Source organism: Massilia sp. TWR1-2-2, from assembly GCF_049897565.1.
Taxonomy (GTDB): Bacteria; Pseudomonadota; Gammaproteobacteria; order Burkholderiales; family Burkholderiaceae_D; genus JAFCUW01.
In genome coordinates this window covers 102,969-129,084 of record NZ_JAFCWM010000012.1, presented here as the reverse complement: position 1 = coordinate 129,084, position 26,116 = coordinate 102,969, and the positions used below count along the sequence as shown (strand labels likewise).

General features: G+C 62.3%; 28 protein-coding genes and 2 pseudogenes. 15 read left to right on the top strand and 15 right to left on the bottom strand.

Annotated features, from left to right (window positions below; genetic code table 11):
- Nucleotides 1-10: 10 nt before the first annotated feature.
- Complete coding sequence (locus ACP7DD_RS13545; protein ID WP_426175336.1) at nt 11-796, bottom strand: hypothetical protein; 786 nt, start codon at nt 794-796, stop codon at nt 11-13.
- A gap of 256 nt (nt 797-1,052) precedes the next feature.
- Between ACP7DD_RS13545 and ACP7DD_RS13540 the strand changes: the two genes are divergently transcribed.
- From ACP7DD_RS13540 to ACP7DD_RS13530, 3 genes are all read left to right on the top strand, one after another.
- A complete protein-coding gene (locus ACP7DD_RS13540) occupies nt 1,053-2,693 on the top strand; it encodes an acyl-CoA synthetase (RefSeq protein ID WP_426175335.1) in 1,641 nt (546 codons plus the stop codon).
- A 23-nt stretch (nt 2,694-2,716) separates the two neighbouring features.
- Nucleotides 2,717-3,493, top strand: a complete 777-nt coding sequence (locus tag ACP7DD_RS13535; RefSeq protein WP_426175334.1) for an enoyl-CoA hydratase — start codon at nt 2,717-2,719, stop codon at nt 3,491-3,493.
- 107 nt (nt 3,494-3,600) lie between these two features.
- Nucleotides 3,601-4,233, top strand: a complete 633-nt coding sequence (locus ACP7DD_RS13530; RefSeq protein WP_426175333.1) for a tyrosine-type recombinase/integrase — start codon at nt 3,601-3,603, stop codon at nt 4,231-4,233.
- Between the two features lie 13 nt (nt 4,234-4,246).
- On the opposite strand, the gene ACP7DD_RS13525 is transcribed toward ACP7DD_RS13530, so the two are convergent.
- From ACP7DD_RS13525 to ACP7DD_RS13505, 5 genes are read right to left on the bottom strand one after another with little or no spacing between them, the layout of a single operon-like run.
- Nucleotides 4,247-4,714 carry a DUF4405 domain-containing protein gene (locus ACP7DD_RS13525; RefSeq protein ID WP_426175332.1) on the bottom strand — a complete coding sequence of 156 codons (468 nt, stop codon included), beginning with the start codon at nt 4,712-4,714 and terminating at the stop codon, nt 4,247-4,249.
- Between the two features lie 3 nt (nt 4,715-4,717).
- Entirely contained in the window at nt 4,718-5,521 is an 804-nt protein-coding gene (locus ACP7DD_RS13520; RefSeq protein WP_426175331.1) for an FAD:protein FMN transferase, read from the bottom strand.
- The gene (locus ACP7DD_RS13515; RefSeq protein WP_426175330.1) at nt 5,518-6,054 is read right to left on the bottom strand and encodes an FMN-binding protein; all 537 of its coding nucleotides are present in this window, start codon (nt 6,052-6,054) and stop codon (nt 5,518-5,520) included. Before ACP7DD_RS13515 ends, ACP7DD_RS13520 begins: the two co-directional genes overlap by 4 nt.
- 9 nt (nt 6,055-6,063) lie before the next feature.
- Nucleotides 6,064-7,344 (bottom strand): hypothetical protein, encoded by a 1,281-nt coding sequence (locus ACP7DD_RS13510; protein WP_426175329.1) that lies wholly within the window; start codon nt 7,342-7,344, stop codon nt 6,064-6,066.
- 19 nt (nt 7,345-7,363) lie between these two features.
- Complete coding sequence (locus tag ACP7DD_RS13505; RefSeq protein ID WP_426175328.1) at nt 7,364-8,536, bottom strand: cytochrome-c peroxidase; 1,173 nt, start codon at nt 8,534-8,536, stop codon at nt 7,364-7,366.
- Nucleotides 8,537-9,292: 756 nt separating this feature from the next.
- Between ACP7DD_RS13505 and ACP7DD_RS13500 the strand changes: the two genes are divergently transcribed.
- On the top strand, nt 9,293-10,174 hold the full coding sequence (locus ACP7DD_RS13500) for an MBL fold metallo-hydrolase (RefSeq protein ID WP_426175327.1): 882 nt from the start codon (nt 9,293-9,295) through the stop codon (nt 10,172-10,174).
- A 191-nt stretch (nt 10,175-10,365) separates the two neighbouring features.
- Here ACP7DD_RS13500 and ACP7DD_RS13495 read toward each other — a convergent pair whose 3' ends face one another.
- Genes ACP7DD_RS13495 through ACP7DD_RS13485 form a run of 3 tightly spaced genes read right to left on the bottom strand, consistent with a single transcriptional unit; the run spans nt 10,366 to nt 11,565 of the window.
- On the bottom strand, nt 10,366-10,656 hold the full coding sequence (locus ACP7DD_RS13495; RefSeq protein WP_426175326.1) for a hypothetical protein: 291 nt from the start codon (nt 10,654-10,656) through the stop codon (nt 10,366-10,368).
- A gap of 11 nt (nt 10,657-10,667) precedes the next feature.
- Nucleotides 10,668-10,835 carry a hypothetical protein gene (locus tag ACP7DD_RS13490; protein WP_426175325.1) on the bottom strand — a complete coding sequence of 56 codons (168 nt, stop codon included), beginning with the start codon at nt 10,833-10,835 and terminating at the stop codon, nt 10,668-10,670.
- A 10-nt stretch (nt 10,836-10,845) separates the two neighbouring features.
- On the bottom strand, nt 10,846-11,565 hold the full coding sequence (locus tag ACP7DD_RS13485; protein WP_426175324.1) for a poly-beta-hydroxybutyrate polymerase N-terminal domain-containing protein: 720 nt from the start codon (nt 11,563-11,565) through the stop codon (nt 10,846-10,848).
- A gap of 362 nt (nt 11,566-11,927) precedes the next feature.
- Here ACP7DD_RS13485 and ACP7DD_RS13480 point away from each other — a divergent pair.
- The 6 genes and pseudogenes from ACP7DD_RS13480 (at nt 11,928) to ACP7DD_RS13455 (ending at nt 14,661) form a co-directional block, all read left to right on the top strand.
- A pseudogene (locus ACP7DD_RS13480) lies at nt 11,928-12,619 on the top strand (VIT1/CCC1 transporter family protein).
- A 153-nt stretch (nt 12,620-12,772) separates the two neighbouring features.
- Nucleotides 12,773-13,015: a hypothetical protein gene (locus tag ACP7DD_RS13475; protein WP_426175323.1), complete on the top strand. Its 243-nt coding sequence runs from the start codon at nt 12,773-12,775 to the stop codon at nt 13,013-13,015.
- Complete coding sequence (locus ACP7DD_RS13470; protein WP_426175322.1) at nt 13,012-13,956, top strand: DnaJ C-terminal domain-containing protein; 945 nt, start codon at nt 13,012-13,014, stop codon at nt 13,954-13,956. The genes ACP7DD_RS13475 and ACP7DD_RS13470 overlap by 4 nt, the downstream gene beginning before the upstream one ends.
- Nucleotides 13,953-14,282 carry a chaperone modulator CbpM gene (locus tag ACP7DD_RS13465; protein ID WP_426175321.1) on the top strand — a complete coding sequence of 110 codons (330 nt, stop codon included), beginning with the start codon at nt 13,953-13,955 and terminating at the stop codon, nt 14,280-14,282. Before ACP7DD_RS13470 ends, ACP7DD_RS13465 begins: the two co-directional genes overlap by 4 nt.
- Before the next feature lie 29 nt (nt 14,283-14,311).
- Nucleotides 14,312-14,503, top strand: a complete 192-nt coding sequence (locus tag ACP7DD_RS13460) for a YgaP family membrane protein (RefSeq protein WP_426175320.1) — start codon at nt 14,312-14,314, stop codon at nt 14,501-14,503.
- 11 nt (nt 14,504-14,514) lie between these two features.
- Complete coding sequence (locus ACP7DD_RS13455) at nt 14,515-14,661, top strand: hypothetical protein (protein ID WP_426175319.1); 147 nt, start codon at nt 14,515-14,517, stop codon at nt 14,659-14,661.
- A gap of 178 nt (nt 14,662-14,839) precedes the next feature.
- Here the strand turns inward: ACP7DD_RS13455 and ACP7DD_RS13450 are convergent, their stop codons facing one another.
- The 3 genes from ACP7DD_RS13450 to ACP7DD_RS13440 are packed head-to-tail and all read right to left on the bottom strand — an operon-like array spanning nt 14,840 to nt 16,411.
- On the bottom strand, nt 14,840-15,178 hold the full coding sequence (locus tag ACP7DD_RS13450) for a cupredoxin domain-containing protein (RefSeq protein WP_426175318.1): 339 nt from the start codon (nt 15,176-15,178) through the stop codon (nt 14,840-14,842).
- Complete coding sequence (locus tag ACP7DD_RS13445; protein ID WP_426175317.1) at nt 15,178-15,687, bottom strand: DUF4142 domain-containing protein; 510 nt, start codon at nt 15,685-15,687, stop codon at nt 15,178-15,180. The genes ACP7DD_RS13450 and ACP7DD_RS13445 overlap by 1 nt, the downstream gene beginning before the upstream one ends.
- A gap of 25 nt (nt 15,688-15,712) precedes the next feature.
- Nucleotides 15,713-16,411 carry an RNA polymerase sigma factor gene (locus ACP7DD_RS13440; protein ID WP_426175316.1) on the bottom strand — a complete coding sequence of 233 codons (699 nt, stop codon included), beginning with the start codon at nt 16,409-16,411 and terminating at the stop codon, nt 15,713-15,715.
- A 228-nt stretch (nt 16,412-16,639) separates the two neighbouring features.
- On the opposite strand from ACP7DD_RS13440, the gene ACP7DD_RS13435 reads away from it, so the two are divergent.
- From ACP7DD_RS13435 to ACP7DD_RS13420, 4 genes are all read left to right on the top strand, one after another.
- Entirely contained in the window at nt 16,640-17,038 is a 399-nt protein-coding gene (locus ACP7DD_RS13435) for a hypothetical protein (RefSeq protein ID WP_426175315.1), read from the top strand.
- Between the two features lie 75 nt (nt 17,039-17,113).
- Nucleotides 17,114-18,454: a TolC family protein gene (locus tag ACP7DD_RS13430; protein ID WP_426175314.1), complete on the top strand. Its 1,341-nt coding sequence runs from the start codon at nt 17,114-17,116 to the stop codon at nt 18,452-18,454.
- Nucleotides 18,451-20,016 (top strand): efflux RND transporter periplasmic adaptor subunit, encoded by a 1,566-nt coding sequence (locus ACP7DD_RS13425; RefSeq protein WP_426175313.1) that lies wholly within the window; start codon nt 18,451-18,453, stop codon nt 20,014-20,016. Before ACP7DD_RS13430 ends, ACP7DD_RS13425 begins: the two co-directional genes overlap by 4 nt.
- A complete protein-coding gene (locus ACP7DD_RS13420) occupies nt 20,013-23,186 on the top strand; it encodes an efflux RND transporter permease subunit (RefSeq protein WP_426175312.1) in 3,174 nt (1,057 codons plus the stop codon). Before ACP7DD_RS13425 ends, ACP7DD_RS13420 begins: the two co-directional genes overlap by 4 nt.
- A 33-nt stretch (nt 23,187-23,219) precedes the next feature.
- Here the strand turns inward: ACP7DD_RS13420 and ACP7DD_RS13415 are convergent, their stop codons facing one another.
- Nucleotides 23,220-23,903, bottom strand: coding sequence for a substrate-binding periplasmic protein (locus ACP7DD_RS13415; protein WP_426175311.1), 684 nt, complete (start codon nt 23,901-23,903; stop codon nt 23,220-23,222).
- 60 nt (nt 23,904-23,963) lie between these two features.
- On the opposite strand from ACP7DD_RS13415, the gene ACP7DD_RS13410 reads away from it, so the two are divergent.
- The gene (locus ACP7DD_RS13410) at nt 23,964-24,098 is read left to right on the top strand and encodes a hypothetical protein (protein ID WP_426175310.1); all 135 of its coding nucleotides are present in this window, start codon (nt 23,964-23,966) and stop codon (nt 24,096-24,098) included.
- A gap of 145 nt (nt 24,099-24,243) precedes the next feature.
- Here ACP7DD_RS13410 and ACP7DD_RS13405 read toward each other — a convergent pair.
- A pseudogene (locus tag ACP7DD_RS13405) lies at nt 24,244-24,993 on the bottom strand (HAD-IC family P-type ATPase).
- Nucleotides 24,957-25,640, bottom strand: a complete 684-nt coding sequence (locus ACP7DD_RS13400; RefSeq protein WP_426175309.1) for a heavy metal-binding domain-containing protein — start codon at nt 25,638-25,640, stop codon at nt 24,957-24,959. Before ACP7DD_RS13400 ends, ACP7DD_RS13405 begins: the two are co-directional and overlap by 37 nt.
- Nucleotides 25,641-26,116 lie beyond the last annotated feature (476 nt).

Below are 26,116 nucleotides of genomic sequence, written 5' to 3'. Positions count from 1 at the left end.
CTCCTTAGCGTTAGTAAATGATGTTGTGGACGTGTTGCGGCGCCGCGGCGGGCTGTTTCGGCGCCTGGAAGCGGCGCTGCATTGCCTGGCGCAGGTCGGCGTGCTCCGCCACCCACGGCGCGACGTCGACCAGCGCGACTGCCCGTTCGAGCCTGGGCTCGGTCGCAGCGGCCTTGGCGCCGACTGCCACCAACGGGTCGAGAAACACGCGTGGCATCGCGCCAAGAAACTCTTTGGGTGCGCGAACCGCCGTCTTGAGCGGCTCGGCGCCGTTGCGTGCTGCGTAGTGTTCGCGCTTGACGGTGGTGCGGCGCAGTACCTTGCCGGCATCGAGCTCGTCGACGCCGGCCTCGCCCGATTCGACGAACAGCTCGGTCCTGGCGGCGGCGCGCACGATGACGGAAACGCCGGCAGCATCGAACCTGGCGCCGCTGGTGCCGGCGGTAACCGGTAGTGCATCCTTGGGCGCGCGCGACTGCAGCTTCATCCAGCCCGACAGCAACACGTAATCAGTGCCGCCGGCGCCGTTGGTAAGGTACAGGCGCGACGCCGGGCCGAACGCCACGGTGCTGGCGCCCCAGCCGGCAATCTGGATCGTGCTGGTAGCGGACTCGACAATATCGCCGCTTTGCAGTCGCGCGCCGCGAGCGGCCAGGTAAAACGCTTTGTCGCGCAGCAAGCGCACGGGTTGCTCGGCATAGGTGATGGCGGCGAACTCGGCGGCGTCGACCGGCGCGGCGAATCCGGCTTGCGCCACGATCGGCAGCAACGACACGAGGAAGACGATTCTGTTCACTTCGATCCCCGGGGAAGGCAGATGGGAAAGGGCAACGATCGGCGGAATGCAAAAATATTGTACCGTACAGGCTGACTGAAAGTTACATTTTTTACACGCCTTTGCTGTGCGCGGGCGCAATCTGTGGCTAGCCGGACACCACCGCCTCGCGCGTCATCCAATCCGGGTAATTTTCGGGTTATCACGGCACCTGCCGTGCGGTGCTACGATAGCGCCACGTTAGCTAATTCCAACTGATAAAGACACGAGCGCAACGATGATTGGACCTCAACATTATTTAGCAGACGGGAAAGCGCAGTATCTCTGGGACGTGGAGAGCCATTTGAATATCGGTCATGAGGTTTGCGACAAGTGGGCAGATGGTTCAGGCAAGACCGCTCTCATTTGCGAAGACAAATCCGGCCACGTCGTCCGCTACTCGTTCGACGAGATCAAGGCGCTTTCCAATCAGCTGGCCAACGCGCTTGTAGCGGCCGGCCTGCAACGTGGCGACCGAATCGGCATATTCCTGTCGCAAGGGGTCGAGACGCTGCTCGCGCACGTGGCCGCGTATAAAATCGGCGCCGTCACCGTGCCCTTGTTTTATCTGTTCGGCCCCGATGCCATCGAATATCGTTTGGGCGACAGCGAAGCGAAAATCCTTATCACCGACCCGGCCGGCATGGCCAAAATGGGTAATTTGCGGCCAAGGCTGCCGGCGCTGAAGGAAGTGTTTCATGTAGCGGAGGATGGTGGTGCACACCCCGCCGAAACGCGGTGTTTGTGGTCGAGTATCCGCTCGGAGTCCGATCAATTCGCCCTTGCGCCGACGCTGGCCGACGACCCGGCCATCATTATCTATACCTCCGGCACGACCGGAAAGGCGAAAGGCGCGCTCCATGCGCATCGCGTGCTGCTTGGCCATTTGCCTGGTGTGGAAGTGTCGCACGACCAGTTTCCGCAACCGGGCGATTTGTTCTGGACGCCGGCCGATTGGGCCTGGATTGGCGGCTTGTTCGACGTGCTGATGCCGTCGCTGTATCACGGCGTGCCGGTATTGGCCAAACGTCTCGAGAAATTCGAGCCCGAAGCAGTATTTGCGCTGCTGGCCAAACACAATGTGCGAAACGTTTTCTTCCCGCCGACAGCGCTCAAGATGCTGCGCTCGGTCGAGCAGCCGGCCGCAAAATGGAATTATCACGTGCGCTCGATCGCCAGTGGCGGCGAGTCGCTCGGTGGCGACCTGATCGCGTGGGGCCAGAAAGTCTTTGGCCTCACCATCAACGAATTTTACGGACAGACCGAGTGCAACCTGACGGTGTCGTCGTCGTCGCTGCTGTATCCGACCAGGGCCGGCACCATCGGCAGGGCAGTGCCTGGGCATGACGTGCAGATTGTCGACAGCGGCGGCGCGGTGCTGCCCGCGGGTACCACGGGCAGCATCGCCGTTCGCCGCGGCGATCCCGTCATGTTCCTCGGCTACTGGCATAACCCGGAGGCGACCCAGGAGAAATTCGCCGGCGAATTCCTGCTGTCGGGCGACCTCGGTTCCATCGATGCCGAAGGTTACATCACGTATTTGGGCCGCGATGACGACGTCATTACCAGTGCAGGCTATCGCATCGGGCCGGGCCCGATCGAAGAATGCCTGATGCGCCATCCGGCGGTCCAGCTGGCGGCGGTCATCGGCGTCAAGGACGAAGTGCGGACCGAGAACGTCAAGGCATTCCTGGTGCTAAAGCCTGGCCACGCTTCTTCGCCAGAACTGGTCAAGGAGATCCAGAAGTTTGTACGGGACCATCTGGCCGCGCACGAATACCCGAGAGAGATCGCGTTCGTCGACTCGCTGCCGATGACGGCGACGGGCAAAATCATGCGCCGCGCGCTGAAGCTGGCCGAATCGCGCCAGCCACACTAATTATTCATTTTCCAGGAGCGATCATGCATGACAGTCTCGTAATCACCCGCATCGAAGGCCGAGTGGGCATCATCCAGCTCAATCGGCCGTCGCATTTGAATGCGCTTAACGACGCGTTGATGGACGCATTGGGCGCCGCGCTGATCGCGATGGAAAAAGACGATGACATCGGCTGCATCATCCTGACCGGCAGCAGCAAAGCGTTTGCGGCCGGCGCCGACATCTCCGCGATGCAGAAGCTGACTTACAACGACGTGACCAAGGATGACCTCATTTCGAGGAACTGGGAAACGATGCTGCAGGTGCGCAAACCGGTGATCGCCGCGGTGGCGGGATACGCGCTGGGTGGCGGCTGCGAAGTGGCGATGATGTGCGACTTCATTATCGCGGCCGACAACGCGAAATTCGGCCAGCCGGAAATCAAGATCGGCACCATTCCCGGCGCCGGCGGCTCGCAGCGGCTACCGCGCGCGGTATCGAAATCGAAGGCGATGGACATGGTACTGACCGGGCGCATCATGGACGCGGTGGAAGCGGAGCGGGCCGGACTCGTTTCGCGCATCGTGCCGCTCGATAAACTCAATGACGAGGCACTGGACGCTGCGACCGTGATTGCCGGGATGTCGCTGCCGATTGCCATTGCGGCCAAAGAGGCCGTCAACCGCGCCTATGAAACGACCTTGCGGGAAGGCGTTCTGTTCGAGCGCCGCACTTTCCACGCCACGTTTGCCACGCAGGATAGAAAAGAGGGCATGACCGCGTTCGTTGAAAAACGCGAACCGCACTTCGTCCATCAATAAGGTCACACAGGCCGGCCCGCAGCAGGTCGGTCCCGACGGCGCTGCCGAGTCGCACCGCGCCGAGCGCCAGGCCGCTCACCAGCATTGCCCATGCGCTGGCGTTATGGATGGACCAAGCGATCGTCACCGCTGCGGCCGCTGGCGACAAAGCCGCTCAGCTGCGCCACACGCGCGACCGGGCCTTGCTGCTGCTTGGTTTCTGGCGGGGGTTTCGCGGCGACGAACTGACTCGGCTGCCGGTCGAGTACATTGACGTGGTGCCGGGCGAGGGAATGTCCTGCTTCCTGCCGCAGACCAAGGGTGACCACAGCCACAAGGGCAGCACCTTTAAGGCCCCGGCGTTAGCCAGGCTGTGCCCGGTCAGCGCGTACATTGAATGGGTGACGCTGGCCGGCCTGACCGAGGGGGCAGTTTTTCGGAGCGTCGACCGCTGGGGCCATGTGGACACAGACGGATTCCACATCAACAGCCTGGTACCGCTGTTGCGCGCCATGTTCGCCCGCGCCGGCGTCGCCGCCGCGGCACAGTACAGCGGTCACTCGCTGCGACGCGGCTTCGCGCAGTGGGCAACCTCGAATGGCTGGGACATCAAGACGTCGATGGAGTACGCGGACTGGAAGAACGTGCAGTCGGCGCTGCGGTATGTCGACGGCGCCGATCCGTTTGTACGGCACCGGATCAAAGAAGCGCGGCGGGATGTTAGCGAAAACGGAGAACTCCCTACTCATGTAATGGAATGATTTTCCTCACCGGTCAGTCCGGCTTAAGTCTGCTAGCCCGCCCCACCAGCACATGGATAACAATCAAGACGACCAAGCCGAGACCCACACTCCAATGAATGCGCGACCATACAGGCCGGTCGCTCTCGCCCGCCAGGTAGTAAAGTCCGAAGCCGGTGAGCGTCAACAGCGTCATCGTGACAAGCATAATCCACCCCGATACCAGGTTGCGGCCCGCCTTCAGCGCGCGACGGATATGGCTGTTCATCAGGCTGCCGAGAAAAAACAGCATCACCATCGTGGCGGCGCCGTGCACCTTCATTGCCCAAGGCTCGATCGGATGGATGGTTTCGCCGAACTGGCCCACCGGGCGCAGGAAGTACCGCGCGACCAGCCAGGCCGCACCACTCAATAGCAGGAGCAGGCAGCTCGCGTAGATGCAGCGGCGATGCCAGCGCTCGAGCCGCAGGTTGACGTGGGAAGCGTGTTTGTGATGGGACATTGTTCAGATTATAAAGGCAGAAGCGCCAAACCCGGCAATGCAGGGATGGTACGCGTCGCCGCTTGCCATCACGACCTTGGTCAAGGCGTCGGCCAGTGCGCAGCTGGGAGCGCGCACGGTGACGCTGCGCCTATCCGTCCGGGGCTGTCCATCGCGTCCGTCGACCAATGGACTCACCTGTCCGCGCGCGGCGAAATAATTCGCCGACGTTGCAAGGGCCGCGTTGCGCAGCAGGAGGCGCGCGCCGGTCACCGTGGGATCGTGAGGTGCACGGATTGCGATCGGCCAGTCGGTATCGCCGATGACGCGCAGGTCGCCGCCTGCATTGACACAGGCGCTGCCGACCCGATGCTGTTCCAGCGCGGCAATCGCCAGGTCCACTGCATAGCCTTTTGCGATACCGCCGAGATCGATCCATGCGGCGGACGTCTTGCGCACGCGCTCGCCCGCTTCCAGTTCATATGTTCGCTTGCCGGGGACATACGCGGGAGCCGGTTCCGCAGGCGCCGGCAGATAGCACCATTCCACCAGACGCGGCGCGCAGGCGACGTTGAAGCAGCCGCCGGAGGATGCCGCAACCTGGCCGGCCAGGCGCAGCACTTCCCAGGTGCGCGGATCGACCTCGATCAGCGCTCCGACCGCGGCCCGATTGAAGCGCGAGACGTCGCTGGCGGCGTCGTGAAAACTCATCAGGCGATGCACCAGCGCGACGCCGGCGAAGGCCGCCGTCGCGGCCTGCGGGTCCGCGTCCGGCCCGAGGGTGATATCGACCAGCGTGCCCAACCAGGGCTGGGCACGCCGCATCATTTTGTCAGCACGATTTGCGCGATGGCCGCGATGCGGCGTACGCCATCGGTGACATGGGTGCACGACAGGGTCGCACCACTAATGTTTGCAATGCCGTCGCCGATCGCCAGTCCACCCGGTGCCCGCTTTCCTACGAATTGCTTGCGCCAGGCCGGATTGCGGATCTCGCCGCCGTGGCTCTCGCGGTAGGTCAGGATTTCAATTTGGCGTACGCTGGCGTCGGGATTGAGACCCACGGCAAACGAGATCAGTTCAAACTTCCCAATCACCTCGTCCAGCACCATATAACCGATCGGTACATCGCCCTTCAGCGCGGCCACCACACGCCAGTTCACCGACCGGGACGGCACGCCGGCCAGTTTTTCGACCTGCTGCATTTGCGCGGTCGTGAGCCCGATGTCCTGGCGGCGGAACGCGGTCGCTTCGGGGAACATCAGCGCCTGCGCCTTCTCTGCCGTCAGGTATTGCGTTGCGAACGCCGGCGCGCCGACGGCGCCTGCGGCCAGCAATATGCAATGGAGCGGTTTGGTCATCGTGCGGCCTTAATACGAAAAGCCCACGCCCAGGTTCAGGCGATCGCGCGTCTTGTCTTCAACGAACTTCTGGTAGTCGACCTTCAGCACCACGCCTTCGCCCACCTTCAGGTTCGCGCCGATAGTGTAGACCTTTTCATCCGCGGCGACCGGCACGCCAAGGCCGGCCGGCACGCTCGAATAGCGCTTGGCGGTATTGAAGTTCTCGTAGCGTGCGAACGGGCTGAAAACGTAGTCACCCGACTTGTACAACTGGTAGGCGGCTTGCGCGTACCAGCCTGCGAAGCTTGCCGGCACCGGGTTCGGTTGGCCGACAAAGGTCAGGTTCAGCGCATCGACGTTGCGGATCTCGCCGCGTGCGTACACGGCCGACAGGTCCCAGTGGCCGGGCGTGTAGCGGGTGTGCAGGTCGTACACCGTGATGCGCGCATCGGGCGCCGCGAAGTCTGCGGTCTTGTGGCCCGCGTTGCCAGTGAAGACGGAGCCGCCGACCAGCAGGCCGGGCACGCCGCGCCAGTTCAGCGCCAGGTGCGCCGACAGGTTGCGCGACTTGGCGAGCTGGCCTTCCTGGTGGATGCTGCCCAGCGGCGACTCGCGTCCATCGCCGGAGGCTGCATCCCACTTGGTGATGTCGAAGCCGGTGGTCAGGCCTGCGTCCCATGCCAGGCCGTTGGCGAAGTCGCCGGACAAGCCAAGGCCGACTTCGCGCCAGGTCGACGGGATGATTGCGGTCTCGATGAAGTTGCGCTCGACGCCGTAGTAGGCGGTCGGCTCATGGGCCGTGTTGAGCAGGCCGGCGGGAATCAGGAACAGGCCGGCCTTGCCGCGCATGCCGTTGTCGAACTGGCGCTCGACGTAGAGCTGCTCGATCGCGCTTTCGCCGGCATCGGTGGCGGACGCGATCGCGTGCTCCCACTCGAATTCGGAGACCAGCTTGGTCTTCTCGTCGAAACGGTGCTGGATGCCGATGACGGCGCGCCGCACGTCGGTCTGGGCCGCGCTGGCGTTCTTGGTCGGCCGGTTGTAATTCAACTCGCCATAGCCGGTGATGACGGTCGACGGGCCGGCAGCCGGTGCCGCAACGGGTGACGGCGCCTGCACGATCGCTTGCTGGCGTTGTTCGATACTGTCGGTCTTGCGCTGGTTGGCCTTCAGTTCGGCCTTCAGCTGTTCCAGCTCGGCGGCCATCTTTTCGATGCGCGCCAGCAGTTCGGTCTCACCCGCGAAGGCGCTCAGCGGCGCGGCGAGGAAAGCGGCGGCGACGGCGGTGGCGATGAAGTTCTTTTTCATAACGGTCTCTTGAAGGGGGTTAAGGATGGAGTTGGTCGGCATCACTCAGCGTGCCAAGGAATTTGCCGAGATCGTCGATTTCGCTATTCGTCAGCGCCGGCGCCATGCCGGGCTGGCGGTTGTAGGGGCCTTCGGTGGTGTTCACGTTGGCGCGGTATGCGGGCGGCAGATCATTGAACTTGAGGACGCTGCCGTCGGCCGCCAGCGGATACCATTCTTCCGGATTGGTGTCGCGCCGCACGTAGAAGCTGACGACGTCCTTCAAATTGGTGAAGGCGCCGTTGTGGAAGAAAACCTTGCGGGTCGCCACGTTGCGCAAGGTCGGCACCTTGAATGCGCCGCACAAGTCCGCGCGGGCGGCCAGGTCGGTGCGGTCCGGGCCGCACACGCCAAGGTCGAAGTAAGCCGGATCGACGGTGGCTGGAATGCGCGGATTGCGCGGCACACCTAGGTTATCGAAACTGAAGTCGGTGAACAGCGGCGGCGCGCCATCGGCGCCGCGCGCGCTGGCGTGGCAGGCCGCGCAATTGCCTTTGGCGGGATTGTTGAACAGGGCAAGGCCGCGTAGTTCGGCCGCATCCAGCGTCGCCTTACCGGCCAAGAACTGGTCGTAGCGAGAATCGAAGGGATGGAAGGACGGATCCTCTCTCTGGAACTGCTGCAGTGCGAAGGTCAGGCGGTCGAAAGCCTGGTCGGCATCGTCGAGGATGGCGGCGCCGAACAGCTGCTTGAACTGCTCGGCGTAGCTCGCCTTCTTCAGGCGCGCGATGACGGCCTCCTTGCTGGCATTCGCCATTTCATGCGGCGCGAGGAAGGGACGCTGCGCCTGCTCGGCCAGCGACTGGGCGCGCCCGTCGCGGTCGAAGCCGCCAATCGGCGTGCCCTGTCTATCGAAAGCGAAAGCCGGGTTCGTGTTCAGGTAGCGCAGCGAAGGTGTGGCGCGGAAACCGGCGACAGTGCCGTCCGCCCCGCCCAGCTGGACCGCAAGCTCGTTGGTTTGGGCATGCGCCTGCGCCGGATTGTGGCAGCTGGCGCAGGATCGCTTGCCCGACGCCGACAGCGATTGGTCACTGAAGACTTTCTCACCCAGCAGGGCGGCCGGGCTCAATCCTGGACTTATGCCTGATTGCGCGGTGGTGGTGCCGGAGCCGCCGCACGCGGCCAGCGAGGCTGCGAGCACAAGCGTAGTCAAACGACATTTTTTGATCATTATCGGTTGGAGACAGCGAGACAGACGTTGGCGATAAACGCAAATGCGAATGATTATAATTTAGAATTGCAAAGCCGACAACCGGTGGCGGCCTCACTGTTGGATATTGCCGACATTTGCAAAGTCAGCAGAACGTTGCACATGCGGATGCCGGGCCAAGACCAAAAATGCCGGCCTGCAGCAGCGTCTGGTCGACCGGGCAGCGGAAGTGCATTCGCTCACGCAGCAGCCAACACAGACGCGGGTCCAATTCGTGCATTACCAGCAAACGACTGCACGGCAGAGGACGGAACAGAGGCAGGCGTTCGAGCAACGCATGGCGCGCCTGCGGCCAGCGCTGAGTCAACGGCGGAACGGCAGATCAGGAACGGCTGCGGCTGATTCAAAAATTGACGGAACGCGAACACAGTCCGAGCCAGACCGATAGCAGCGTTGCCTACAAAATCAATCAGTTATGCGAACTTTTACCTTTTCGAGTGGATGGGTAGAAATGGCCAGGATGGTTTCAAGCTCGCCCGCGATGCCGCCGAGCGCATCGCAGCGGGGTCAAGCTGAACAGGTTAATGCATACAATATCCTTTGCCAGTGATGATGTGGACAATATTATATATAGATACAAACTATGATACTGTATATTGTAACTGGTGCGATGATCAATGCACCGACCTTGCCGGCAGTCGCGAGGCCGGGCAAGCAACATCGTCGAATGCAACGGTACCGTCAAAGGAGAGACAAATCATGAGTCGCCCACAATGCCACGTCGAAGGATTCTTCGATCCCGCCACCAGCACAGTCAGTTATATCGTGCTGGACCCCGCCACCGGCCACTGCGCGCTGGTCGACAGCGTGCTGGACTACGACCCGAAGTCCGGCCGCACTGCCACGACGTCGGCCGACAAGCTGATCGCTCGCGTGGCCGAGCTCGACGCGAAGGTCGAGTGGATTCTCGAGACCCATGTCCATGCGGATCACCTGACGGCCGCGCCGTATCTGCAGGATAAGCTCGGCGGCAAGATTGGAATTGGCCGGCATATCACGACGGTACAGAAAGTGTTTGGCAAGCTGTTCAACATCGGCGCCGACATGGCGCGCGACGGCAGCCAGTTCGATCAGTTGTTTGCCGACGATGAACGGTTCGCCATCGGGGAGCTGGAATGCCGCGCCCTGCACACGCCAGGCCACACGCCGGCCTGCATGACGTATGTCGTCGGCAAGCACACGCAGCAAGCCGCCTTTGTCGGCGACACCTTGTTCATGCCCGACTATGGCACGGCGCGCTGCGACTTTCCGGGTGGCGATGCGCGTACGCTGTTTCGCTCGATCGACAAGCTGCTGAGCTTACCGGAAGATACCTTGCTGTACATGTGCCACGACTACCGTCCGGAGGGCCGCGAGGTGCAGTTCGTCACCACCGTCGCCGACGAACGGGCCAACAATATCCACGTGCGCAGCGGCATCAGCGAGGAGGAGTTTGTGGCGATGCGCACCAGGCGCGATGCGTCGATGGAGATGCCGACCCTGATCCTGCCGTCGGTCCAGGTCAATATGCGGGCCGGACATTTTCCCGAGCCCGAGGCGAACGGCACGCGCTACCTGAAGATCCCGCTCAACGTGGTCTGACCAACGGCCGATCAATCCGCGAACGCCGCGCGATGACAGATTCTGAAAGCCATTCTCGTATTCGCGTGCAAGCCCAGCCCGGTCCGCCGCGCTCAATTGCCCAGCACGTACAGCCCCGGTGCATCGGCCAGGGTCACGCCCGCCCCATGGCAGGGGGGCGCAATCTGTGCGGCAGAAGAATGCGCCGCCAGTCACCCTTGCCAATGAGGCCACCATGAGCCATCGGCCTGCAGCGCCGACTCCAGCCATTCGTCCGGGCCGACATAGGCGCCGCCTGCCGCCTGCAGCGGCATGAACCGATAGCTGCGCCGCGCATGTCCCGGCTCGGACACGATGCCGGCATTGTGCCCGCCCGATGCAAGCACGAAGTCGACCGTGGTATTGGACAGCAGGTTAATCCTGTAGACCGAGCGCCACGGCGCGACCTGGTCGCGCTCGGTGCCGAGGACGGACAGCGGCGCCCTGATATCCTTCGGGGCCACCGGCTTGCCGTTCACGCAATAGCCCCGGCAGCCAGGTCGTTGTCGAGAAACAGGCGCTTCAGGTACTCGCTGTGCATGCGGTAGGGCATGCGCGTGGTATCCGCGTTCCACGCCGCCAGGTCGCTCGGGCCGGGCCGGATGCCGAGCATGTATTCGCGCACGAGGCGCGACCAGATCATGGTGCGCGCGTTAAGCAACTGAAACGAGCCGCCCATCTGCGCGCCGTCCAGATAACCTTGTTCCCACATCATGGCGTCGAGCAGGTTCAGTTCGCTGTCGTTCGTTGCGATACACCACCTTGCCGGGTGTCAGCGCAACATCGCGTCCGACTGCCTGGGCCGTGGAGGGCGCCTGGCGCCCGCCGAGGTCTTGTTTCAGGTTGGCCCAGCCGGACAGGTAGTTCTGGCCCTTGCTGTCGCGCGCAGCCCGCAGCACTTCGGGATTGGTCCAGGAAAAATTGGATGGCGAGAACGCATCGACCACTTGGCTGGCCGTGAAGTTGACCACTTGCGCATGGTGCGGCGCCACCCCGCGCACGCCGCTGGTGGCTTGCTGCCAGAATTTTTCGGTGCTGGCAAACGACGTGGCAAGGGCATTGAACGGCCATCCGTTCCAGCCGCTATCGGCAAAGCGCGCATCGCCCGCCACGCCGGCGGGGCCGATCAAGCCGGTCATCAGTTCGATCTGCTTTCCCGGCGACGCGGCCAGGTGCAGGAACCAGTCCTGGAAAGCGAGCGACAAAGCGATCGGCGAGACGCCGCCCGTCATCTTCGCGAAGCTGCCTTGCACCTGCAGGTCCAGCAGATTCGGTTCGGGTCCATCGCAATTTGAATGACCGGTCGGTGGCACGGCACTCCCGGGCTTGCCTTGGGCGATACTTTCCAGCGGACTCATGTCATTCAATTTCACAATAGCTCCTCATTAACATATTTCATTATTGCAAGTGCTGCTCCATCGAGTATTTGATGCAGCTCAAATACTTTGATAAGTCGACTCAATAGACTGCGACCCAGCAGCTTGCAATTAATAAATTGTCGATTTGCTTGCCAAGGGCGCCGGAAGCGGCCAAGGTACCGCCGCTGTCTGCCGTCCGGATCCCTGCCGGTTTCCCGCCATTTATCCCTCGATGGAGAAGCACATGCCCGCACCCTTGCTTTCCCCGCTTTCGCTGGCCGGCCAAGTGCTGCACGTGACAGACGGGAAGGTTCCGGGCTTCAGCCCGAACACTGCGCAGTTCGAAGCCGAGCAGGCATCTTGAGTTGGACGTCTGCATGCCAGGAAGCCACACCGAACACCACCGCACGCAGACCATTGGCTGGCTGCGAGCCGCGGTACTGGGCGCGAACGACGGCATCGTGTCCACTGCCAGCCTGATCATCGGCGTCGCCTCCTCCAACGCAACGCATGGCGCCGTACTGGTGGCCGGCGTGGCCGGGCTGGTGGCAGGCGCGATGTCGATGGCCGCCGGCGAGTATGTGTCGGTCAGCTCGCAATCGGACACCGAGCAGGCCGACATCGCGCGCGAACGCACCGAGCTGGCCGGCGACGCTGGCCGCGAAACCAATGAACTGGCCGGCATCTACGTCCGGCGCGGTCTCGATGCCGACCCGGCGCAGCAATTAGCCAGGCAGTTGATGGCGAAGGATGCCCTGCCCACACGCGCGACGAGCTCGGCATTTCCGAGGTACCCAGTGCCAGGCCGCTGCAGGCGGCTGGCTCCTCGGCACTGGCATTTACCATTGGGGCTGGCATGCCCCTGTTGTGCACCTGGCTGTCGCCTGGCAAATACCTGGCGCTGGTGGTTGGTGCCGCGTCGCTATTGTTTCTCGTGGCGCTGGGTGGTCTGGCCGCCTATACCGGCGGCGCAGGAATCCTCAAGGGCATCTGGCGCGTGACGTTTTGGGGTGCCCTGGCAATGGCGATCACTGCTGGCGTGGGCAGGCTGTTCGGTGTCGCAGCATGACCGACCCGTGCGCTCAACGCAGTTGGCATCGTGATCGGTATGACGGACCTGCAAAATTCGCAATTCGCTACAACTGGGCAGTTTTGATGCACATCAACGCATTTATTGGACGCGGTTCGTAGACTGAATGCCAATTCCAATAAAAGGCTCACGATGTTATTTGATAATCCCTGTGAGATTAACGGCTACGTCATTACCGGCAACGCATTCGAACTTGCGCCCGGTAAATGGCAGTCCCAGTTGCTGGTCGAGCGCGACGGTTGCATTGCTGAAGCGATGGGCGTCTCGCCGCTATGCGTCGGCGCCCGCGCAGCCGAGCAGCAGGCGCTGCTGGCTGGCCGGCGCATGGTCGAAGGCGCCAGCTTTGCGCTGCGCAGCGCGGCGGTACCAGCGTGAAATTCAAGGACTACTACCAGGTCATGGGCGTCGAGCGCAGCGCGAGCGCGGGCGAGATCAAGCAAGCCTACCGCAAGCTGGCGCACCAGTTTCATCCCGATATTTCGACCGATCCGCGCGGCAAAGAGCGCTTCCAGGAGATCGGCGAGGCGTATGCGGTGTTGAAAGACCCGGAAAAGCGCGCGGCCTACGATCAGCTTGGCAAGCGACAGGCTGGTCAGGATTTTTCGCCGCCGCCGGGCTGGCACGGCAATTCCGATGCCGGTGCCGGCAGCTACGACGACGTCGACCTGGCCGACCTGTTCGCCGCCTTCGGGCGCGCGGGGCGGGGCGGGAGGGCGCGCGCGCCGACCGCGGCGCGCGGCCAGGATGTCGAGATCAGCGCCGCCGTGTCGCTCGAACTGCTTCATCACGGCGGCGAAATCGAGGTGCGCGCACAGATCCCCGAGCTCGACGCGCATGGCTTGCCGCATCGCACCAGCCGCACCTTCCGCATCACCGTTCCGGCCGGCGCGGTGGACGGACAGCGCCTGCGCCTGGGCGCGAAGGGCGGGCCCGGCACCCATGGCGGCCCGGCCGGCGACCTGTATGTCGCGCTGGCGTTGACGCCGCACCGCTTGTACCGGGTCGAAGGGGCAGACCTGTATATGAACCTGCCGCTGGCGCCGTGGGAAGCGGTGCTGGGCGCGGTGATCCGCGTGCCGACGCTGGACGGCGCGGTCGAACTGAACGTCAAGCCAGGCGCCACCGCCGGGCAACAGCTGCGCCTGGCCAAGCGCGGCTTGCGTACCGCCGACGGCGGCAGGGGCGCGCTGCATGCGGTCATCGGCATCACGGTGCCGGCCTCCGCCAGCGAGGCCGAGCGGGTCTTGTACCGCCAGCTGGCCGTCGCATCCGATTTCGATCCGCGGCCGCTGTTCGCGCAGGAGGAGACAGCATGAGCTTGCCCGTGAATCACGCGTCCCACGCAGTCTGGCTGGGCGAGGACGAGGACTGCACCATCGAGCATTTGGCCGACGTCTCCGGGCTGTCGGTCGATGAAGTCGAAGACCTGGTCGTGAGCGGCGTGATCTGGCCGGCCGATGCGGTCACCGAGCCGCGCTGCTTCCACTTGCTGCACGTGGTGACGCTGCGCCAGGCGCGCAGGCTGCGCGACGATTTCGAACTCGACAGCAATGGCGTCGCCCTCGCCATGACGCTGCTGCGCCGCATCAAGGTGCTGGAGCGGGCGCTGGCGATGCTGCCGCCGGCCCGTGCCGGCGCCTGAACATCCTTCATACCAACCAGGAGAAGATCATGCAAGCCAACGTAGGAAGTATCGATCGTGCAATTCGTATCATGCTCGGTGTGGGCCTGATCGCGGCGACGCTGATGGGCGCCATCGGCCCATGGGGCTGGCTCGGGCTGATCCTGCTTGCCACTGGCGTGTTGCGCTTTTGCCCGGTGTACCTGCCGTTCGGCATCCACACCTGCGCTGTCAGGAAATGACAGGTTCGCCAATGTTGCGCACGCGCCAATCAGCTTGCCTGACACAGCTTGCCACCGATAACGAGAATTTCCTGCCGCTGCTCGTCATCGGGAAGCACGAGCAACGCATCCATGCCGCGTTCCCGCACCAGTGCGAGGCCGTCGCGCTCACCGAGTGAAAGTGGCCGGCATCGAATAAAGCGCGATCGCCCGGACATCCTGGCGCGAGTTCCGAGCGGGGAATACTCGAAGGTTCTGGCAACAGGCGTGATGCCGTCCGCGAACCTGTCGTGCCGCTGATACCACGTGGATACCACGCGAATGTAGGCTTGTTTGCAATGCGGGGAACGCTGCGCCTTACTCCACTGTCAGCATCCCCTTCATGGTCTGATGAAGCGTACACAGATAGGCGAATGTGCCTCGCCTGGTTGCGACGAACTTCCAGCTCGCGCCCGAGGCAATCGGTTTCGAGTCGAAGAGCCTGGCCACCGAGGTGGCGGTGTGCGGGAAGGCGTCCTTGTTCTTCCAGATGACCGTGTCGCCCGCCTTGACCTTGAGCGTGGCAGGGATGAACAGCATGCCCTCGATGACGACGGTGTGCACGGCGCCACGTGGCGCCGCCACGGCCGCCGGCGACCGGGCGACCACGACGCCGGCGAGCAGCAGCCAGGACAGAGCACGCAGAGCGCGGCCCATTACTTCAGGCTTGTCTGGATGTGCTTTGCATGCTCGAGGTGCGCAATGAATGCAGGACGGACCTTGACCAGCGTGTCCTTCAGTTCGGCATTCCGAGCGTTCGGGATCAGCGTCTTGTCGAGCGCATCGATGACGGTCTGGTGGTAGGTCACTTCATTGTCGACGTAGGCATGGTCGAAGGCTGCCCCTTTGAGTGCTTTCAGCCTGGCGATGTTGGCGTCACCGCCGGCCTTCAGGCTCCTGGCCATGTCGCTCTCGGCCGGGGTGACGTGCAGTTTCGTCACCAGCGCCGTGGCCTGCTTGTTCACGCCCGTGTGGTCGGTGATCATCTGCTTGGCGAAGTCTTTGACTTCCTTGTTCTTGCTCATTTTTTGTGCCAGCTTGCCGGCGTCGATGTCGACCTGGTTGGCGGTGACGACGATCCCGGCAATCTGGGCATCGCTTGGGACCTGGGCAAAAGCGCCGGAAGCGGCGAGGAGCAGGGTGGCGGTGGTAAGTGCGATCTTCATGGTGGGGCTCCTGGGTTAACAACAGTTATTCGATGGGGTTGGCGAGAAGTGCGATCACGCCGGCGACAATCCGGTTGCAGCGCACGCCGTCAAAGCCGAACGCTTCTTCGAGCGCGAAGTCGACCTCGCGCGAGAGCGATTCGCGCAGCATGCTGCGGCCGCGGAAGTGGCGGCTGCGGACGGTTGCTTCCGGAATGTCGAGTGCGTCGCTCGTTTCCTCGACCGTCATTTCCTCGACTTCGCGCAGTATGAACACCGTGCGAAACGATTCGGGCAGCTCGTCGATCTTGCGCTCGAGCAGTCGGCGGGTCTGGGCCCGCATCGCCGCTGCCGGCGGCTCTTCGGAGCGGGTGGCGCTGGCGTCGGCCTGTGCGTCGATCTGGTCGTCGTTCATGTGGGCCTCCAGATGAATGATCTCGGCGCGGCGCTGGTTCTTGCGCACCCGCGCCAGCGCTTCGTTCATCACGATGCGCACCAGCCAAGTCGCGAGCCGCGACTCGCCGCGAAACGATGGCAGCGTCGAAAATGCCTTCAGGTAGGCGCTTTGCAGCACGTCCTCGGCGTCGGCATCGTCGTGCATGATCGAGCGCGCGGTCCGGAACAGCAGGCGGTTGTACCGCCGCATCAACGGTTCGAAGGCGGCGCCGTCGCCGCTGGAGACAAGCGCGACCAGTGCCTCGTCGCTCAGGCTAGCGCCTGGTTTTGCATTGTGTAAAGGGATCATGGTTGCCTGGTGTTTTCCTATATCGCATTAGATGACGTGAGTTGCGCCACCGTTCCGGCCGCAACGCGCTTTCGACGCGACCACTGAGGGCGGCAACTATTCCAAGGCCAACAGGGCTAATGGAACGCGCAACGGGGCGAAGGGCGCGGTGGCAGCCGAAAAAGGCGCCTGTCCTTGCGCGCAGTGTCATTTTTGCATATCATGGTGTGGTCAAACCATAGAGGCATCATGTACTTTTCCCGGCCATCTCGCGTTATCGCGGCGATCATCGCAATCTTCAGCTTGCTGTTTACCCAGCTCGCCCTGGCTGCGTACGCATGCCCGGACCTGGACGTTGCCAAGTCCGTTGCGATGGCGACGGATGGCGCAAAAGTACCCGGCTGCGCAAACATGGACATGAAAATGGACTCGCCTGGCTTGTGCCATTCGCATTGCGAAGCGGGGGATCAGACCGCTGACACGCCCCAAGTGCCACTTGTGCAGCCGTTTGTCGCCGCCGAATTGACAGTGGTGCTGAGCGTCGCAGAGTCTGTCTCGCAATGCGACACATTGCAACCCGAAGGCGTGCTCCTCAAACGAAGCACTGCGCCGCCGCTGGCCATTCGCAACTGCTGTTTCCGCATTTAACCTTCCAGACCGCTTAATCCGTCATCGTTGCGCTGTCTGCGCAGGCGATGTTGCTCAATGCCGTCTGGAGGTTTCATGTCATCCCCTTTTTCAGCGCTCGTTTCAGGGCGCCGTGTGGTTCTTCGCTTCGTTGCAAGAATCGTTCCCGTCACGCTGCTCGGGGCATTTGCGCTTTCCCATAACGCCTTTGCGACCGATCTGCCGTTGACCCTGGCCCAGGCACGCCATCTTGCGATTGAACGATCGCGCCAACTTGCCGGGCAAGACCATGCGGTGGCCGCTGCCCGCGACATGGCGGTGGCGGCCGGTCAACTGCCCGATCCGGTGCTCAAGGCCGGCGTCGACAATCTGCCGGTCACACGCACCGATCGGTTCAGTTTGACCAATGATTTCATGACGATGCGGCGGGTTGGCGTTATGCAGGAGATCACCCGCATCGACAAGCGGCGCCTGCGTGGTGAGCGGTTCGAGCGCGAGGCGGAAAAATCGCTCGCTGAAAAAGACGTGGCGGCAGCGGCCATCGAACGCGACACCGCGCTCGCATGGCTAGACCGGTATTACGCCGAAGCGATGGCGGCGGTCTTTGTTGAACAGGGCGCGCAGGCGCAGTTGGAAATGCAGGCCGCTGAAGGCGCTTATCGCTCCGGCCGCGGCATGCAGGCCGACCTGTACGTGGCGCGCAGCGCGCTTGCCTCATTCGACGATCGCGCCAGCGAGTTGCAGCTGCGCGTCCGCAATGCGAAGGCCATGCTCGCACGATGGGTTGGCCCGGCGGCAGCATTGCCGCTCGCCGGCAAGCCCTCGGTCGATACGATCGGCATCGATGCGGCAAATCTCGAGGCGCAGTTCGCGCATCATCCACAGATTGCGGTGCTGGCGAAACAGGAAGAAATCGCCCAGACCGAAGCGCGGCTGGCGCAAGCCAACAAGAAGGCAGACTGGAGCGTGGAAGTGGCTTTTCAACAGCGCGGGCCAGCATATGCCAACATGATCTCGGTCGGGGTGGCGATCCCGCTGCAATGGGACCAAAAGCACCGGCAGGATCGCGAACTGTCGTCGAAGCTGTCGCTGGTGGAGCAGGCCAGGGCAGAACGCGAAGAGACGCTGCGCGCCCATGTTGCCGAAACGCGAACCATGATCAATGAATGGGAAAGCAAGCGCGAGCGCAGTGCGCGCTATGGCCGCGAACTGATTCCGTTCGCGCAGCAGCGCACGTCGGCCGTACTGACCGCTTACCGCGGCGGCAAGGCCAGCCTGCCGGAGGTGCTGGCCGCGCGGCGCGGTGAGATCGATGTGCGGCTTCAGGCATTGCAGCTTGACGCTGAAACAGCACGGCTGTGGGCGCAGCTGAACTTTCTTTTTCCGCAAAACGGCGCGAGCGCGCATTCGCACACGATGAAACAGGGCACACAATGAAGCGTCGAACCATGCTCCTCCTGGCCATGCTTGCGACAGGCCTGGTCGCTGCCGGCGGGTACGGCCTTTACCGAATTGGCATGTCGCGCGGCATGTCGATGGCGGCACCGGCGCCGGCCGGCGTTGTCGGCACAGATCGCTCGACCGGAAAGAAGGTTCTGTACTGGCATGATCCGATGGTGCCTGGACAGAAATTCGACAAACCCGGCAAGTCTCCCTTCATGGACATGCCACTGGTTCCGGTCTACGCCGGCGACGCGGGCGACGAGGGCAAGGTCAGCATCAGTTCGCGCGTCCAGCAGAACCTGGGCATTCGTACGGCCGACGTCAGCAAAGGCCCGCTGTCGGCGCCGGTCGAAGCGGTCGGCAGCGTCGCTTACAACGAGCGTGACGTGGCGCTGGTGCAGGCGCGCAGCAACGGCTACGTGGAACGCCTGCATGTGCGGGCGCCGCTCGAGCGGGTGCGCAAAGGGCAGCCGCTCGCTGAGCTATATGTGCCTGAATGGATGGCGGCGCAAGAAGAATACCTGTCGATCAAGCGCATGCCGAACGCCGGCGGTGTGTTGTTGGACGCGGCACGTCAGCGCATGCGACTGGTCGGCATGACCGACGACCAGATTCGCCTGGTCGAATCGACCGGCAAGGCGCATTCCCGCTTGACCATCTCGGCGCCAATTGGCGGCGTCATCGCCGAACTGGGTGCGCGCGAAGGCATGACTGTGACGACGGGCGCTTCGCTGTTTCGCATCAACGGGCTGGGCACCGTCTGGGTCAACGCGGAAGTGCCGGAAAACCTAGCGGCGATGGTAGGGCCGGGCAGTACGGTGACCGCGCGTACGCCTGCCTGGCCCGGAACCGTCTTCAAGGGCAAGGTCAGTGCAATCCTGCCTGAAGTGAATGCCTCGACGCGCACCTTGAAGGCGCGCGTCGAGCTGGCCAATCTGTCCGGACAGCTGGTGCCCGGCATGTTCGCGTCCATCAGTTTCAGCGCGGCGCCCGGCAAGGATGTGTTGTCGGTACCGTCGGAAGCGGTGATCCAGACCGGCACGCGCAGTGTTGTGATGGTGGTGCAAGGCGAGGGGAAATTCCTGCCGGTGGATGTCGAAACCGGCACTGAAGCAAACGGCCGAAGCGAGATCCGCAAAGGGCTCGAAGCGGGACAAAAAGTGGTGGTCTCGGGCCAGTTCCTGATCGACTCGGAAGCGAGCCTGAAGGGAACGAGCACGCGCATGAGCGCCTTGCCGGCCGCTGACGAGGGCAAGGCGCCCGAAGGTCCGGTGCATCGCGGCGAAGGCAGGGTCGAAAAAATCGACCGCGACGAAATCACCCTGTCGCACGGACCGATCGCCACGCTGCAATGGGGCGCGATGACGATGGCTTTCAAGCTTCCCGCTGGCGCACTGCCCGCCAATATCGCGGTGGGCGGCACGGTCGCATTCAGGTTTCGCCAGACCACCGATGGCGCATACCAGATCAGCGTGATCGCACCCACCGGCGCGGTGTCGAAAAACGCCATGCCGGCCATGCCTATCAAAAGCGACCGGCCGGGGAGCGCACAATGATCGCCAAACTGATCCGCTGGTCGATCGCGAATCGCTTCCTGGTGCTGCTGGCGACCGTCATGCTTGCCGGGTGGGGTATCTGGTCGCTGTCGCGCACGCCGCTGGACGCCATTCCCGACCTGTCTGACGTGCAGGTCATCATCCGCACCAGCTACCCGGGCCAGGCGCCGCAGATCGTCGAGAACCAGGTCACCTATCCATTGACTACGACGATGCTGTCGGTGCCGGGCGCGAAGACGGTGCGCGGCTATTCGTTCTTCGGCGACTCCTTCGTGTACGTGCTGTTTGAAGATGGCACCGATCCGTACTGGGCGCGCTCGCGCGTGCTCGAATACCTGAACCAGGTGCAGTCGCGCCTGCCGCCCCAGGCGAAGACTGCGCTGGGGCCGGACGCCACAGGTGTCGGCTGGGTCTATGAGTACGCGCTGGTCGACAAGACCGGCAAGATGGACCTGTCGCAGCTGCGGGCCTTGCAGGACTGGTTCTTGAAATTCGAACTGAAGGCGGTGCCGAATGTATCGGAAGTTGCCAGCGTCGGCGGGATGGTGCGCCAGTACCAGATTGTGCTCGATCCGGACAAGCTGCGAGCCTACAACATTCCGCACGGCAAAGTAATCGCCGCGGTGCAGCGAGCAAACCAGGAGACCGGCGGCGCCGTCATGGAGCTGGGCGAAGCCGAATACATGGTGCGCGCATCGGGCTATCTGAAATCGCTCGATGACTTCCGCAAGATTCCGTTGACGACGAGCGATACCGGCGTCGCGGTGCGGCTCGGGGATGTCGCACGCATTCAAGTCGGCCCGGAAATGCGGCGCGGCATCGCGGAACTGAACGGGGAGGGCGAAGTCGCCGGTGGCGTGGTTATCATGCGTTCCGGCAAAAACGCGCTGGAGACAATCGAGGCGGTGAAAGCCAAGCTGGAAAAGTTGAAGGCCGGCCTGCCGCCTGGCGTCGAGATCGTGCCGGTGTATGACCGTTCGAACCTGATCAAGCGCGCGGTCACCAATCTCGGGCACAAGCTGATCGAGGAATTCATCGTGGTGGCCATTGTCTGCGCGGTTTTCTTGTTTCATCTGCGTTCCGCGCTGGTGGCGATCGTGACGCTGCCAATCGGCATATTGATTGCGTTCGTCGTGATGCATTACCAGGGAGTAAACGCCAACATCCTGTCGCTCGGCGGGATCGCGATTGCGGTCGGTGCAATGGTCGATGCCGCGGTGGTGATGATCGAGAATGCCCACAAACACATCGAGGCGTGGAACCACGCGCACCCCGGCAAGAAACTAGTTGGCGAGGAGCATTGGCGCGTGATCGGCGAGGCCGCGGCGGAAGTCGGCCCTGCGCTGTTCTTTTCGCTGCTGATCATCGTTCTGTCGTTCATTCCCGTGTTCACCCTGGAGGCGCAGGAGGGGCGCTTGTTCTCGCCACTTGCGTTCACCAAGACGTATGCGATGGCCGCTGCGGCCGGCCTGGCAGTGACCTTGATTCCGGTGTTGATGGGTTACCTGATTCGCGGACGGATTCCCGACGAACACAAAAATCCCCTGAACCGTTTCCTGATCGCGATGTACCGCCCCTTGCTCGAAGGCGTTCTGCGCTTCCCCAAAGCGACGCTGTTGGGAGCCGCCCTCGTTGCGCTGCTGACGATCTGGCCAATGTCGCGGCTAGGGAGCGAGTTCATGCCGGCCATCGACGAAGGCGACTTGCTCTACATGCCGTCGGCATTGCCCGGGCTATCGGCGGGCAAGGTGTCCGAGCTGCTGCAGCAAACTGACCGGCTGATCAAGACGGTGCCCGAGGTGCAGAGCGTTTTCGGCAAAGCGGGCCGCGCAGAGAGCGCCACCGACCCGGCGCCGCTGGAGATGTTCGAAACGACGATTCAATTCAAGCCGCGCGACCAGTGGCGCGCGGGCCTGACGACCGACAAGCTGGTCGAAGAACTCGATCGTATTGTCAAGGTGCCCGGCCTGTCGAATATCTGGGTGCCGCCGATCCGCAACCGGATCGACATGCTGGCCACCGGGATCAAGAGCCCGGTCGGCGTGAAAGTGGCCGGCGCCGACCTGCGGGAGATCGACCGGATCACGGGCCAGATCGAGCGCGCGGTCAAACAGGTACCTGGCGTGTCGTCCGCACTGGCAGAGCGCTTGAACGGCGGGCGCTATGTCGACATCGACATCGATCGGGATGCAGCCGCGCGCTATGGATTGAACATCGCCGATGTGCAGAGCGTCGTGTCGGCAGCGATCGGCGGCGACAATATCGGCGAAACGGTCGAAGGCTTGCAGCGCTTCCCGATCAACGTGCGCTACCCGCGCGAGGTGCGCGACTCGGTCGAGAAGCTGCGCCAGTTGTCGGTGCTGACCGAGCGCGGTGCGCAAATCCGGCTGGGCGACGTGGCGGCGATCGGCATCAACGACGGCCCGCCGATGCTCAAGAGCGAAAACGCGCGCCTGTCGGGCTGGGTGTATGTCGATATACGCGACCGCGCCCTCAGCGAGGTTGTGCGTGACATGCAGCAAGTCGTTGCCAAGGAAGTGAAACTACCGCCCGGCTATTCGATCGCCTGGTCCGGCCAGTTCGAATATCTGGAACGGGCGACGGCCAAGCTGAAGGTCGTGGTGCCGGCAACATTGCTCATCATCTTCGTGCTGCTTTACCTGACCTTCAAGCGCATCGATGAGGCCGCGCTGATCATGGCGACGTTGCCGTTCGCATTGGCGGGCGGCATTTGGCTGCTGTGGTTGCTTGGACATCACCTGTCCGTCGCCAGTGGCGTCGGGTTCATCGCACTGGCGGGCGTATCGGCCGAGTTCGGCGTCATCATGGTGCTATACCTGAAGAACGCATGGACAGCGCAGCAGAAGGCAGGCAAGGCAAGCGAAGCGGATCTGCTCGACGCGATTCGCGACGGAGCAGTGCTGCGCGTGCGTCCGAAAGCGATGACGGTGGCGGTGATCATCGCCGGCCTCGTGCCGATCATGGTCGATGAGGGCACCGGTTCCGAAGTGATGCAGCGGATCGCCGCGCCGATGGTCGGGGGGATGATCAGCGCCCCCTTGCTGTCGATGTTCGTGGTGCCGGCGGCGTTTCTGCTGTTGCGGCGCCGCCAGGTACGCAAGGACGCAGCAACCGTGCGGGTCGCTGATGCGGTCGGGCATGAAGCGTGATCCGGCGCCGCGTGCGGCCCGGATCGGCGACCGTTACGGCCTCGAAACGGCGCCTGAAACGTGGTGCCCGTGGTACTTAAGCTCGATGACCCGTTTTTCTGCGAGGAATTTTGGGTTTTTTAATCCAGCTTCCAGCGCGGCCATCAGATCTTTATTGTCGGGATAGGTTTTGCGGATTCCGACACGAAAATGAACGAGGCTATTCGGGATGAAACTGACTTTCTTCATGCCCAATCTATCTTCGTAACCGAGTTGCTTTGCATAGTGAACAGCTTGTTCGGCAGGCATGATGAAGAAATCCCCCATATGCCGATGGAAAGTCATGTGCATCAATGACGCAGGCACATTCACCATGTGTCGTTCGATGTATGGTGGAACACTTTCGGCCTCCCACTCGATAGCTGTCTGACTGACAAACACAAGCTTTTTCAGGTCTGCGAAGCTCTTTGCCGATTCAATCTGCGCACCTTTGTCGCCCTTGCGATCGTAAACCAGATTCCCGTAATCCGACGTGTAAAGTATGCCGCGGGAAAAATCTGCGTAACGCAGACGACTTGCAGACGGCGACGTTGCGAAGAGGTCCATTCGACCAATTGCAACAAGCTGTTGCGCTCGGGTCCACGGGAACGCATGGAACTCTGGCGTGTAACCGGGAATGAAGTGAAACAGCGCTTGCAACAATTCCGTCAACATTGGTATTGATTGTTTGTCGCCCACGAGCGCGGCAGGCGTTGGCGCCTCGGATAGGGAAATTCTGACCAATGTCGGAGTAGCAGCATGAGCGTACGCAACATTAAAAAAAGCGCCGCCCAAGAGGGCGGCAGACCGAGATATATTTATTACAAAGACGAGGCCTTGCCCAACCTGGTGCGCCAGGCGTTTCCATCGTGCTGTTGTGTTGTTATCATGTGAATGAGATGCTGGCATCGGGCAAGTCTAGCATTGTTTGCCGCCCAATATCTGAGGCACCTACCGCCATCGGCGCCGGTGCTCCGCTCACCATCGCGGTGGAGGACAATCGGCTGCCGGCGCGTCCAGTGAATGCGTGCGCTCCCGGTCATAGTTTTATCCGGTTGAGACGCAAGGCGTTGGTAACGACAGAGACCGAACTGAGCGCCATTGCCCCGCCGGCAAGCATAGGCGACAGCAGCAAGCCGAACGCTGGCGTGTCGATATCGCGCATGCGTTCGATTGCCTCGGCATTGCGAAACAGAATCCCGGCGCGGGCGCCTTGCCCCATTGCGACCGTCATCGAGATCGGCGTGGCGAGGCCGACCGCACAGGGGCAGGCGATAATCAAACCGGCTATCGCGTTGAGGAAAGCGTAAGCACATTGCGGCTCGGGGCCAAGAAACCACCATGCGAGCGCCGTCACGATAGCGATAACGATCACCACCTGGACAAAATACGCGGCGATGACATCGGCCAGGCGCTGAATTGGCGCCCGCGTGCGTTGAGCCTCTGCGACCATATGGACAATGCGTGCCAACAGCGTGTCGGCCCCCACACGTTCGGCACGAATCAGTAAAGCGCCGTTCCCATTCACGGTTGCGCCCGTGACCTTGCTGGTCGCAACCTTGGCCACTGGAACCGGCTCTCCCGTGATCATCGATTCGGCTACTCAACTGGCGCCTTCGAGCACGGTGCCGTCGACGGGTACTTTGTCTCCCGGCTTGACGCGCAGGCGATCTCCGACGGAGACCGTGTCGAGCGGCACTTGTTCCTCGGCGCCGTCATCACGCAAACGCCAGGCAAGGTTCGGAGAGCGCTTCAATAATAGTTGAATCGCCTGGCTGGTCTGTCCCATCGCCCGCCGAGGATCACCAGTGTCACGATGACAGCCGCTGCTTCGAAATACGTCCCTACCGCACCGTCGTGTTGGCGAAATTCCTGCGGGAACAGACCCGGCAAGAGCACCGCTGCGAGGCTGAACAGGTAGGCGAGACCAACGCCCAGCCCGATCAGCGTGTACATATTGCGTGCGCGGTGCGTAAGAGAAAGCCAGAATTTAAGAAGAATCGGCCCTCCGACCCACAGTACGACTGGTGTGCCCAGGACGAATTCGACCCATCCGCGCAATCGCGGCTGAAGGCCGAACAACTCGTGAATGCCGATCATCGGGGACATCGCCAGCACCACCAGCGGGATCGACAGCGCGACACCGATCCATAGTCGGTGCATGCGGTCACGCAATTCGGAATCGTCAGTTTTCGCCGTGCCCGTAACCAGGACGAGCGCCATCCCGCATTTTGGGCAACTGCCAGGCGCATCGCGCACAATCTCCGGGTGCATCGGACAGGTGTAGCGGTTGCTGGGCGGTGGCGGTGGCGCGACAGCGGGTGTGGCCTGCCCTGCCGATGACTGTGCTCGTGCGTCTGGTTCGAAAGGTTCATCGACTTTCCCATCGAGTGTGCCGCGCGCTGATCGCGGCCAAATGAAGCTGTGTACATCCATAAAATTCGCCACTTCTTCGCGGCGTGGTGACAGTTTGCGCTCCGGTCATCGCAAGCCGTGCATTTGCTTGAGCCGAATGGATCGCCGTCCTCGCAAAGCAGCAGTGCGACAAAACAAACCCGCCGTTTCGCCGGAGTACGCTTGCCTGAACACTACATTTAAGTTGCAATAACGCGACAAAACTCGTTTTATTGTGAATATGAGCAAACTAAATTCACCCAACGATGTCTGTTTTTTTATTTTGTGAAGAGTTGCGCAATAAAATGAAATGTTCTTGCGCTATCGCAAATCAACGACTAGAGTGTATAAATTGAAGCTTGTATAGACAAGCTAGCATCTGCAACGGCGATCGGTGGAGGCATTCGCCGCAGCAACGAGGTGGTCGGTTTAACTCAGCGGGAAACAACGGATGCCGACAGAAGCGGTCTATCAGGACTGCGGTTCTACGGCGGTCAATTTGACAAGAAATATTCAGG

Excerpts from the sequence above, each read along its gene's own strand:
- ACP7DD_RS13400 (WP_426175309.1), bottom strand. The coding sequence starts at position 25,640 with ATGGATGTACACAGCTTCATTTGGCCGCGATCAGCGCGCGGCACACTC.
- ACP7DD_RS13420 (WP_426175312.1), top strand. The coding sequence starts at position 20,013 with ATGATCGCCAAACTGATCCGCTGGTCGATCGCGAATCGCTTCCTGGTG.
- ACP7DD_RS13515 (WP_426175330.1), bottom strand. The coding sequence starts at position 6,054 with ATGACCAAACCGCTCCATTGCATATTGCTGGCCGCAGGCGCCGTCGGC.
- ACP7DD_RS13455 (WP_426175319.1), top strand. The coding sequence starts at position 14,515 with ATGTTGCGCACGCGCCAATCAGCTTGCCTGACACAGCTTGCCACCGAT.
- ACP7DD_RS13490 (WP_426175325.1), bottom strand. The coding sequence starts at position 10,835 with ATGATCTGGTCGCGCCTCGTGCGCGAATACATGCTCGGCATCCGGCCC.
- ACP7DD_RS13530 (WP_426175333.1), top strand. The coding sequence starts at position 3,601 with ATGGACCAAGCGATCGTCACCGCTGCGGCCGCTGGCGACAAAGCCGCT.
- ACP7DD_RS13450 (WP_426175318.1), bottom strand. The coding sequence starts at position 15,178 with ATGGGCCGCGCTCTGCGTGCTCTGTCCTGGCTGCTGCTCGCCGGCGTC.
- ACP7DD_RS13540 (WP_426175335.1), top strand. The coding sequence starts at position 1,053 with ATGATTGGACCTCAACATTATTTAGCAGACGGGAAAGCGCAGTATCTC.
- ACP7DD_RS13460 (WP_426175320.1), top strand. The coding sequence starts at position 14,312 with ATGCAAGCCAACGTAGGAAGTATCGATCGTGCAATTCGTATCATGCTC.
- ACP7DD_RS13500 (WP_426175327.1), top strand. The coding sequence starts at position 9,293 with ATGAGTCGCCCACAATGCCACGTCGAAGGATTCTTCGATCCCGCCACC.
- ACP7DD_RS13465 (WP_426175321.1), top strand. The coding sequence starts at position 13,953 with ATGAGCTTGCCCGTGAATCACGCGTCCCACGCAGTCTGGCTGGGCGAG.
- ACP7DD_RS13440 (WP_426175316.1), bottom strand. The coding sequence starts at position 16,411 with ATGATCCCTTTACACAATGCAAAACCAGGCGCTAGCCTGAGCGACGAG.
- ACP7DD_RS13435 (WP_426175315.1), top strand. The coding sequence starts at position 16,640 with ATGTACTTTTCCCGGCCATCTCGCGTTATCGCGGCGATCATCGCAATC.
- ACP7DD_RS13410 (WP_426175310.1), top strand. The coding sequence starts at position 23,964 with ATGAGCGTACGCAACATTAAAAAAAGCGCCGCCCAAGAGGGCGGCAGA.
- ACP7DD_RS13425 (WP_426175313.1), top strand. The coding sequence starts at position 18,451 with ATGAAGCGTCGAACCATGCTCCTCCTGGCCATGCTTGCGACAGGCCTG.
- ACP7DD_RS13510 (WP_426175329.1), bottom strand. The coding sequence starts at position 7,344 with ATGAAAAAGAACTTCATCGCCACCGCCGTCGCCGCCGCTTTCCTCGCC.
- ACP7DD_RS13525 (WP_426175332.1), bottom strand. The coding sequence starts at position 4,714 with ATGTCCCATCACAAACACGCTTCCCACGTCAACCTGCGGCTCGAGCGC.
- ACP7DD_RS13445 (WP_426175317.1), bottom strand. The coding sequence starts at position 15,687 with ATGAAGATCGCACTTACCACCGCCACCCTGCTCCTCGCCGCTTCCGGC.
- ACP7DD_RS13430 (WP_426175314.1), top strand. The coding sequence starts at position 17,114 with ATGTCATCCCCTTTTTCAGCGCTCGTTTCAGGGCGCCGTGTGGTTCTT.
- ACP7DD_RS13535 (WP_426175334.1), top strand. The coding sequence starts at position 2,717 with ATGCATGACAGTCTCGTAATCACCCGCATCGAAGGCCGAGTGGGCATC.
- ACP7DD_RS13475 (WP_426175323.1), top strand. The coding sequence starts at position 12,773 with ATGTTATTTGATAATCCCTGTGAGATTAACGGCTACGTCATTACCGGC.
- ACP7DD_RS13520 (WP_426175331.1), bottom strand. The coding sequence starts at position 5,521 with ATGATGCGGCGTGCCCAGCCCTGGTTGGGCACGCTGGTCGATATCACC.